The sequence below is a fragment of the Pigmentiphaga sp. genome, assembly GCF_019689535.1.
Lineage (GTDB): Bacteria > Pseudomonadota > Gammaproteobacteria > Burkholderiales > Burkholderiaceae_B > Pigmentiphaga.
Genome location: NZ_JADGHH010000152.1, coordinates 1 through 8,617, shown reverse-complemented (window position 1 = coordinate 8,617; position 8,617 = coordinate 1). Strand labels below are relative to the sequence as shown.

The following is an 8,617-nucleotide window of genomic DNA, read 5'->3' as shown; positions in this document are numbered from 1 at the left end:
GTCCTACCTTGGAAAATGAAGCCGCGGATTTTGCCACAGTCTGAGAATATGCCCCCAATTTCCTGCCGACAGGGCGTTACGCGATGTGTCTCCGGAGCGAGTACGACCGGAGCCCAGGCCGTGGCGACTCGCTATCGTAGCGCACCCACATCGCGTGCCGCAGCCAGCAACCCGGGCGCTTGCATCACGCGGTTCGCCAGGGCACTTTGCCTGATGGCTTGCGCCGCCATGCTGCCCGGCTTGGCGCCGGCCGCAGAAGGAACGACGGCACAGCGGACGTTTTCTTCGATCGCCGAGGCACAGGCGGCCGCCGAGGCTGCCAAGGCGGAGTCCGACCGCGTCAAGCAGCAATACGAATCGCAGGCCGCCGAATGCATGTCCCGTTTTTTCGCCAATCGCTGCGTCGAGCAGGCGAGGCTGGAGCGCAACGAGCGGGTAATGCGGGCGGACGCGGCGCGCCGGGAAGCGGAGCTGTATATCCGGCGTGAACAGGCAAGGGAGCGACGTGAACTGCGCGAGCGGGAAAATGCCGCCCGCGACGCCAGGAATGCGCAGCGCGCCGAAGAGGCCGCCCACCGCGCCCCGCAACCGCCGGCCGACCGAGGTGCCGGGCCCGATGCCCCGGTTCCAGGAAACGTCGACACCGCCGTACCTCGCCCCCGCGCCCCGCGCGACGTCGACGATCCAGAGGTGCGCGCCCGAAATCGTGCGGCTTTCGAGCGCAAACAGGCCGAGGCCCGGGAATATGCCGAGAAGCAAGCCAGGCAGCGCGAGGAGGCACAGGCCAAGCGCGCCCGCCGGCGAGCGGAGCGCGAGCGGGAGGCCGCCAACCTCGAGGCACCCCGGCAAAATGCGGAACCGGCGGCACCCGCCGAAAAGTAGACGATGGACGACAATATTCAGGCGCTCAAAGAGCGCATCATTGCTTTGCAGCTCGAGCACCGCGATTTGGATGCGGCCATCGAGCGCCTGGCCGCCGGCCCGGTGGTAGACGAGCTCCGCCTGCGCCGCATGAAAAAGCGCAAGCTCCAGATCAAGGATCTCATCGTGGCGCTCCAGATGCAGCTCGTTCCGGACATCCCCGCATGACCGCCCAGATTCTCGACATCGAGGCCGACGTGCGGGAAGTGTTCGCCGATGGCGGTCCCTTGGCGCGCAAGATTCCCGGCTACCGCGCACGTACCCAACAGATCGAATTGGCCGAGGCCATTTCGCGGGCCATACGCGACCGCGGCACGCTGGTGGCCGAAGCAGGCACGGGCACCGGAAAAACCTTTGCCTATTTGGTGCCGGTGCTCATGCACGGCGGCAAGGCGCTGATATCCACGGGCACCAAGACGCTGCAGGACCAACTTTTTGCCCGTGACCTACCGGCCGTACGCGACGCCTTGGGCTTGCCGGTGACGACGGCACTGCTCAAAGGGCGTTCGAACTATGTCTGCCACTATCACCTCGAGCGCACGGTAGGCGACGGCCGGTTGGCGTCCCGCGCCGAAGTCGCGCAGCTGCGCAAGATCGAGCGCTTTGCCAAAGTGACCCGCAGCGGCGACAAAGCGGAGTTGGCGGAAGTCCCGGAGAACGCGGACATCTGGCACCGCGTCACATCCACCCGCGACAACTGCCTCGGCTCGGATTGCCCGAGCTATCGCGAATGCTTCGTGATGCAGGCCCGCAAGCGCGCCGTGGAAGCCGACGTGGTGGTCGTCAACCATGCGCTTTTCCTCGCCGACCTGGCCCTGAAGGACGAAGGCATTACCGACCTGCTGCCAGCGGCCGACACGGTGGTATTCGACGAAGCGCACCAGCTGCCGGCGGCGGCGACGCGGTTTCTGGATGAGTCGGTATCGTCCCACCAGCTGCTCGAGTTCGCCCGCGACGCCATCGTGACCGGGCTCTCCCATGCTCGTGAAAGCGCGGATTGGCCGGTCTTGGGCCAGGCCGTCGAACAGGCTACCCGCGAGCTGTGCCTGTCGTGCGCGGCGGTGGACAAACTGCCGGGCCAGCGCAGCACCTTCGACCAGCTGCCCAACCTGGAGGAGTTCGGTGCGGCAGTGCGCAAAGTGATCGAAGCGGTTCACGCGCTGGGGCGCATCCTCGCTGCGGCCGGGGAGCGGCATCCCGATTTGGCGTTGGTCGCCAAGCGCGGGCCCGACCTCATCGCCCGGCTGGCACGCTGGACGGAGGCGTGCGAAGGCGTTGCCGCCGCGCCGGGCGGGGCCCAGGCCGAAGAGGGCGGTGCGCCCGAGGTCCCGGCCGAATTCGACGACGGCTGGGTCCGGTGGGTGGAAACCGGCAACGGCCACGTGCGCCTGCACACGGCGCCGCTGTCCGTGGCCCAGGCATTTTCGCAATATCGGCCGGCCGGCCAGGCCTGGATATTGACGTCGGCGACACTGTCGGTGCGGGAGGATTTCTCTCACTTCACGCGCCAGCTGGGCTTGTATGGGGCCGAGACGGGCCGCTGGGAGTCTCCCTTCGACTACGCAACCAATGGCCGCCTGTTCGTGCCGCATGGCGTTCCTTCCCCGCAAGACCCCCGTTTCACCGAAGGCTTCGTCGAGGCGCTACTACCGGTGCTTGCGGCCAGCCGCGGCTCGGCGCTCGTGCTCTGCACGACGCTGCGTGCCGTGGACCGGGTCGCCGAGCTGCTACAGGAGGCGTTTCGCGAGCGCGGCTGGGAATGGCCGCTGTTCAAGCAGGGAGAGCGTTCGCGCCGGGAACTACTCGAACGCTTTCGCACCAGCCAGCACGCCGTGCTGGTGGGGAGCGCGAGCTTCTGGGAAGGCATAGACGTGCCCGGCGACGCGCTGACGCTCGTCGCGATCGACAAGCTGCCCTTCGCGCCGCCCGACGATCCGGTCCTCGACGCGCGCATCCGCGCCTGCAAGAAGCGGGGCGGGAACCCGTTCTTCGAATATCAATTGCCCGAAGCCGCGATCGCCCTCAAGCAAGGAGCAGGGCGGCTCATCCGGACGGAGAAGGATTGGGGCGTGTTGATGGTCGCCGACCGGCGGCTGGTCGAGAAACCCTACGGGAAACTGTTGTGGCGCGGGCTGCCTCCATTTACCCGCACCCGCAGCGTGGAAGACGTCGAGGCCTTTTACGCCCAGCGGGCGGGCGCCGCCTGAGTAGAAAGGAACGGGCGGTGCTCCCGCCGCGCTACCGGGAATGTGCCCGGCCCGCCCAGGCGGGCCGGCACCGGCTTCCGGCTACCAGATCTTCCACCAGGGACCTTTCTCTTGCGTAAAGCCCTGGGCGACGAATTTGCTATTCGGGAAGTTCAGGTTCAATACGCGCGCCGCATCGTCGCGCAGGTCGGTCATGCCCATTTTGTCGTAGGCAAGCACCATGATGTAGAGCGCCTCCTCGACGGCGGGCGTGCCTTGGAAATCACGCACGGCCGTTTGGGCCCGGTTCACGGCCGCTACGTAAGCGCCACGCTCCAGGTACATGCGGGCCACGTGGACCTCGTTCATGGCGATGGAGTTCACGAGGTAGTTCAGGCGCAAGCGGGCGTCGGGAGCGTACTTGCTGTTCGGGAAACGGGTCACCAGTGCCTTGAAGGCATCGAACGACTCGCGCGCGCCCTTGGGGTCCCGTTCGCTCGGATCTTGCTTCGTCAGGCTCGCCAGCAGCGCGCTTTCCTGATAGAAGTTGATCAACCCCTTCAGGTAGAGCATGTAGTCCAAGTTAGGATGGTTGGGATGCAAGCGCTCGAAGCGGTCGATCGCAGCCAGGGCCTGCGCATTGGAGCCGTCTTTCCAATAAACGTAGGCAATGTCGATCTGGGCCTGCTGGGCATAAACGCCGAAGGGGTAGCGAGCTTCCAGCTTTTCCAGCAACTTGGCGGCCTGCGTCCAGTTGCCGGTGTCCATCTCTTCCTTGGCCTCCTTGTACAATCGCTCGGCAGACCAACCGATAGTGTGATCGGGTTCTTTGCCGTTGGTGGCGCAGCCAGTCAGCGCGATGGCGGCCAGCAGGCACGCCAAGGCGTAGCCCAAACGCAGCGCAAGCCCGCGCCACCAGACCGGGAGCCGGTGCCCGCTGCCGGAAGCCGCTTGCATTGCCAGGGTATTCAACTGCATGGTGGTGTCCCTCACCAATAGACCGTCCATGATTATATTCGGGCTTGGGGGCCCGCTTCTCAAAACAACATGTCCTTTCCTCTGCCGTCCTCCGATATCGAGTCCCAGGAAGCGGAACCACAGATTCTCGATCTGGGGGCGGGCGTCCGCGCCGACCGCCTGGACAAGGTCCTCGCCCAGCTCTTGCCGCAACACTCCCGCAGCCGGCTCCAAGGCTGGATAGAGCGGGGGAACGTGCTGGTCAACGGCAAGTCGGCGACCGTCCGGCAGGTCGTGGGGCCGGGCGACCAGCTGACCGTCTGGGAAGAACCCGCTCCCGAATCGCTTGCCTTCGTGCCCGAGCCCATCGACTTCCCGGTGGCGGCGGAAAGCGACGACTGGATCGTGATTGACAAGCCGGTGGGGCTGGTGGTTCATCCGGGCGCCGGCAACTGGCACGGCACGTTGCTCAACGGCTTGCTTTACCGATATCCGGAACTCGCCCAGGTGCCTCGCGCCGGCATCGTGCACCGGCTGGACAAAGATACCTCCGGGCTCATGGTGGTGGCCCGCACCATCACCGCCCAGACTGCTCTGGTGCGCCAATTGCAAGCGCGGACGGTGGGGAGGCGCTACGTCGCCCTGGTGTCGGGCCATTTGCGTCGAGGCGGCACCATCGACCGGCCCATCGGACGCGACCCGCGGGTGCCGGTGCGCATGAGCGTGGAGCGGCCCATCGCGGCCAAGCCCGCGATCACCCATTTCGAACCAATGCGCCGCGGCCGGGCGCACAGCGGCATGCCCGTGACCGAAGTGGAGTGTCGGCTCGAGACCGGGCGCACGCATCAAATACGGGTCCACCTGTCCAGCCTGGGGCATCCGCTCCTTGCCGACACCCTCTACGGCGGCAAGGCAATCGAGCATGCGACACGTCAAATGCTCCACGCCGCCCGGCTCCAATTCGACGATCCTGCCGGAGCCGGGCCCCAGGTTTTTCATGCCCCTTTGCCAGAGGACATGCTGAAGGTTTCCGACGGCATCGAGTGGGAGGAGCCAGAGGCGTGTCCCGAAGAGGACGATGAGCTGCCATGAACCGCGACAGCCCAAGCTTGCCCTTGCATGAAGGCCCGGAGTGGCCTCGCGTGCGGATTTTCTCGACCACCCGCCACGGCGGCGTGAGTCGGGCGCCGTACGCTTGGCTCAACCTGGGCGCGCACGTGGGTGACGCGCCCGAGGCCGTGGCGGAGAACCGCGCCCGGTTGCAGACACTGCTGCCTTCCGCGCCGTTATGGCTGGAGCAGGTCCACGGCGTGCGGGTGGTCGATGCGGACCGGGAACGCTACCCCGGGCCCGCCGACGCTGCCGTGACCCGCACGCCCGGCAAAGTCCTGGCGATCATGACGGCCGACTGCCTGCCGGTGGTGATCGTAGCCGGAGAAGCCGGCGTATTGGCGGTTGCGCATGCCGGCTGGCGCGGCTTGGCCGCCGGGGTGCTCGAGAACGCGGTCGCGGCGATGGGGGGAGTGCGCGGCAGCCAGGTGCGTGCGTGGATAGGTCCGGGCATCGGACCGCGCGCGTTCGAGGTTGGCGATGAAGTCAGGGCCGCCTTCTCGGCCCGCGACGCCTCGGCGCAGGATGCTTTCGTGCCGACCGGCACCTTCGATGACGCAGGCAAGCCCAAATGGCTGGCCGACCTGCCTGCGCTGGCAGAGCGGCGTCTCCGCGCGGCGGGCGTGGAGACGGTAGTTCACAGCGGCGTGTGCACCGTCGCGCACAACGATCGCTTCTATTCGTACCGCAAAGAAGGCACGACGGGGCGCTTTGCCACCCTGGCCTGGCTCACGGACTAGCCGGCGCTTTTCAGGAAGCAGGGCCTTGCCGGCTTGCCGCCGGCTCCTCGCGTCCCGATTCACGCTCGCGCCGCCTGCGCCGGCGTGCGGGCGTCGTCACGATATAGAGCACGATGGCGAGCGGCAGCAACCCATAAAACAGTAGCGTCGACAGCCCAGCCAGCACGGTGGGTTGGGACAGCGACATCAGTATGGTCACGTAAAGCCAGCCGATGGCGATGAGCGCGGAAAAGTGCATGAGCGGACCGGGGCGAAAATGCGTGCAGAGAGACGCCGCGCTCACACTACGGGTAATCAGCCACGTGTGCGATTTGACAGGCACCGGCGCGCTATGCACTATCACTACTAGCGTAATCGAAACTTCAGGGTGGTTCTAGGTGAGTCAGTCCCGGCAGGATTCTACGAACCCCTTGGCATGGCTGGAAACATGGCAGCAGGCACTGGGGGTGGCCACTCCCGAGCCTCCTGCATCTGCCCAGACGGCCGCCCCGCACCTCCCAGGCGGTCAATTCCTGCGATCCGAAGCACTGCTGGCCATCCAGCAGGATTTCACGCGCCAATGGACCGAGCTCTGGCAGGCTGCCGCCCAGGGAAGGCTTGCTCCGCCTGCCGACCAGCGGTTTAGCGGCGATGCCTGGTCCGCGAGTCCTGCGCACCTGTTCATGGCTCACGCCTACCTGCTGTCCGCGCGCACGCTGCAACGGATGGCTGACAGCGTCGAGGCGCCCGTGCCAATGCTCAACCGCCTACGCTTTGCCACCATGCAGTGGGTGGAAGCCATGGCGCCGTCGAATTTCCTGGCGCTGAATCCGGACGCCCAACGCCGGTTGGTCGAATCCGGTGGCGAGAGCCTGCAGCACGGGCTCGCCAATCTGCTGGCAGACCTGGGCAAGGGCCGCATCTCCCACACCGACGAGGCCTCTTTCGAAGTGGGGCGCAATCTTGCGACCACCGAAGGAGCGGTGGTGCACGAGACGCCCATCTTCCAGCTCATCCAGTACAAGCCTGCCTGCGACCGCGTGCACGCCCGGCCGCTCCTCATCGTGCCGCCGTGCATCAACAAGTTCTACATCCTGGACCTCCAGCCCGACAACTCCTTCGTCCGGTTCGCCCTAGAGCAGGGACTCCAGGTCTTCATGATGTCGTGGCGCAATCCGCTGCCGACTGACGACGACGGCATCTTGCTTGCTGGCTGGGACACCTACCTCGAGCAAGGCGTGCTCGAGGCGATCCGGGCGGTACAGGCGGTGGCGGGGCGCGGGCAGGTCAACGCCCTCGGCTTCTGCGTGGGTGGCACCTTGCTCGCGTCGGCCCTGGCCGTCGCAAAGGCGCGCGGGGAGGATCCGGTCGCCTCGCTAACCCTCTTGACGACGCTGCTGGATTTTTCGGATACGGGCGTCCTGGACGTGTTCATCGACGAGGCCCACGTGCGGCTGCGCGAGCAGCAGTTCGCCCGGGGCGGCGTGCTTGCCGCGCGCGAGCTCGCGACCACGTTCGCATTCCTGCGCCCGAACGACCTCGTCTGGAACTACGTCGTCAACAACTACCTGAAAGGGCAGGCGCCGTCGGCCTTCGACATTCTCTACTGGAACGCCGACAGCACGAACCTGCCCGGGCCGTTCTACGCCTGGTACCTGCGCAACGCCTACCTGGAGAACAACCTGAGCGCGCCGGGGAAGCTGAGCACATGCGGCGTGAAGCTCGACCTGGGTCGTCTCGACATGCCGGCCTACATCTTCGGTTCGCGCGAGGACCACATCGTGCCCTGGACCTCCGCGTATGCCTCCACCCGCCTGCTGCCCGGGGCCTCGCGATTCGTATTGGGTGCGTCGGGGCACATCGCCGGCGTCATCAACCCGGCATCACGCAACCGCCGCAGCTACTGGGTGCGCGAAGACGGCCTGCTGCCGGGCGATCCTAGGGAATGGATCGAATCGGCACGGGAGGCCCCCGGCAGTTGGTGGAACGACTGGGCCACATGGATACGCGAGCAAAGCGGACCGCTGGTCAAGGCGAAGAAGGCGCTAGGCGGCAAACGGCATCCGGTCCTCGAGGCCGCACCGGGCAGGTATGTGAAAGTGCGGGCCGTATGAGGGCCGGGCGAATGGTTATCGATGGCTATCGGCGGGCGACTGGGCTCGCGATCAAGGAGGCGAGATGAACGGAAAGATTGCCTACGTGACGGGAGGCATGGGCGGTATCGGCACCGTCATATGCCAGCGCTTGGCAAAGGCGGGGTTCACCGTGGTCGCCGGTTGCGGCCCTAACCGGAACTACCAGCAGTGGCTGGATGAGCAGGCGGCGCTGGGATACACCTTCCATGCTTCGGTGGGCAACGTCGCCGATTGGGACTCCACCGTCGCTGCCTTCAGCAAAGTTCGCGCCGAGCTCGGCCCCATCGACGTCCTGGTCAACAACGCCGGCATCACCCGCGACGGGTTGTTCCGGAAAATGTCGCTGGAGGACTGGCGGGCGGTCATCGACACCAATCTCAACAGCCTGTTCAACGTCACCAAGCAGGTCATCGGCGACATGATCGAGCGCGGCTGGGGCCGCATCATCAACATCAGCTCGGTCAACGGGCAGAAAGGGCAGTTCGGGCAGACCAACTATTCCACGGCCAAGGCCGGCATCCACGGGTTTACGATGGCATTGGCGCAAGAAGTGGCATCCAAGGGCGTTACGGTCAACACGGTCTCGCCG

General features: G+C 66.0%; 9 protein-coding genes. 7 read left to right on the top strand and 2 right to left on the bottom strand.

All coding sequences use genetic code 11. From position 1 onward, the window contains the following. Positions 1 to 120: 120 nt before the first annotated feature. The 3 genes from IRZ12_RS13015 to IRZ12_RS13005 are packed head-to-tail and all read left to right on the top strand — an operon-like array spanning position 121 to position 3,128. Entirely contained in the window at positions 121 to 882 is a 762-nt protein-coding gene (locus tag IRZ12_RS13015) for a hypothetical protein (RefSeq protein ID WP_296469094.1), read from the top strand. A gap of 3 nt (positions 883 to 885) precedes the next feature. Further along, positions 886 to 1,089: a YdcH family protein gene (locus IRZ12_RS13010; protein ID WP_296469092.1), complete on the top strand. Its 204-nt coding sequence runs from the start codon at positions 886 to 888 to the stop codon at positions 1,087 to 1,089. A gap of 8 nt (positions 1,090 to 1,097) precedes the next feature. Continuing rightward, positions 1,098 to 3,128, top strand: a complete 2,031-nt coding sequence (locus tag IRZ12_RS13005; RefSeq protein WP_296469101.1) for an ATP-dependent DNA helicase — start codon at positions 1,098 to 1,100, stop codon at positions 3,126 to 3,128. Positions 3,129 to 3,209: 81 nt separating this feature from the next. Here IRZ12_RS13005 and IRZ12_RS13000 read toward each other — a convergent pair whose 3' ends face one another. After that, complete coding sequence (locus IRZ12_RS13000; RefSeq protein WP_296469099.1) at positions 3,210 to 4,064, bottom strand: outer membrane protein assembly factor BamD; 855 nt, start codon at positions 4,062 to 4,064, stop codon at positions 3,210 to 3,212. Positions 4,065 to 4,154: 90 nt separating this feature from the next. Between IRZ12_RS13000 and IRZ12_RS12995 the strand changes: the two genes are divergently transcribed. After that, positions 4,155 to 5,156 carry an RluA family pseudouridine synthase gene (locus IRZ12_RS12995; RefSeq protein WP_296469090.1) on the top strand — a complete coding sequence of 334 codons (1,002 nt, stop codon included), beginning with the start codon at positions 4,155 to 4,157 and terminating at the stop codon, positions 5,154 to 5,156. After that, entirely contained in the window at positions 5,153 to 5,914 is a 762-nt protein-coding gene (pgeF, locus tag IRZ12_RS12990; protein WP_296469087.1) for a peptidoglycan editing factor PgeF, read from the top strand. Before IRZ12_RS12995 ends, pgeF begins: the two co-directional genes overlap by 4 nt. Positions 5,915 to 5,924: 10 nt before the next feature. On the opposite strand, the gene IRZ12_RS12985 is transcribed toward pgeF, so the two are convergent. After that, positions 5,925 to 6,152 carry a hypothetical protein gene (locus IRZ12_RS12985; RefSeq protein ID WP_296469085.1) on the bottom strand — a complete coding sequence of 76 codons (228 nt, stop codon included), beginning with the start codon at positions 6,150 to 6,152 and terminating at the stop codon, positions 5,925 to 5,927. Positions 6,153 to 6,426: 274 nt separating this feature from the next. On the opposite strand from IRZ12_RS12985, the gene phaC reads away from it, so the two are divergent. Both phaC and IRZ12_RS12975 read left to right on the top strand, forming a co-directional pair. Further along, the gene (gene phaC, locus IRZ12_RS12980; protein ID WP_296469096.1) at positions 6,427 to 8,007 is read left to right on the top strand and encodes a class I poly(R)-hydroxyalkanoic acid synthase; all 1,581 of its coding nucleotides are present in this window, start codon (positions 6,427 to 6,429) and stop codon (positions 8,005 to 8,007) included. Positions 8,008 to 8,071: 64 nt separating this feature from the next. Continuing rightward, a partial coding sequence (locus IRZ12_RS12975) for an SDR family NAD(P)-dependent oxidoreductase (protein ID WP_296469083.1) occupies positions 8,072 to 8,617 on the top strand: 546 nt, incomplete at its 3' end.

Coding starts and splice junctions, on each gene's coding strand:
- IRZ12_RS13010 (WP_296469092.1), top strand. CDS start 886: ATGGACGACAATATTCAGGCGCTCAAAGAGCGCATCATTGCTTTGCAG.
- IRZ12_RS13000 (WP_296469099.1), bottom strand. CDS start 4,064: ATGCAAGCGGCTTCCGGCAGCGGGCACCGGCTCCCGGTCTGGTGGCGC.
- IRZ12_RS12995 (WP_296469090.1), top strand. CDS start 4,155: ATGTCCTTTCCTCTGCCGTCCTCCGATATCGAGTCCCAGGAAGCGGAA.
- pgeF (WP_296469087.1), top strand. CDS start 5,153: ATGAACCGCGACAGCCCAAGCTTGCCCTTGCATGAAGGCCCGGAGTGG.
- IRZ12_RS12985 (WP_296469085.1), bottom strand. CDS start 6,152: ATGCACTTTTCCGCGCTCATCGCCATCGGCTGGCTTTACGTGACCATA.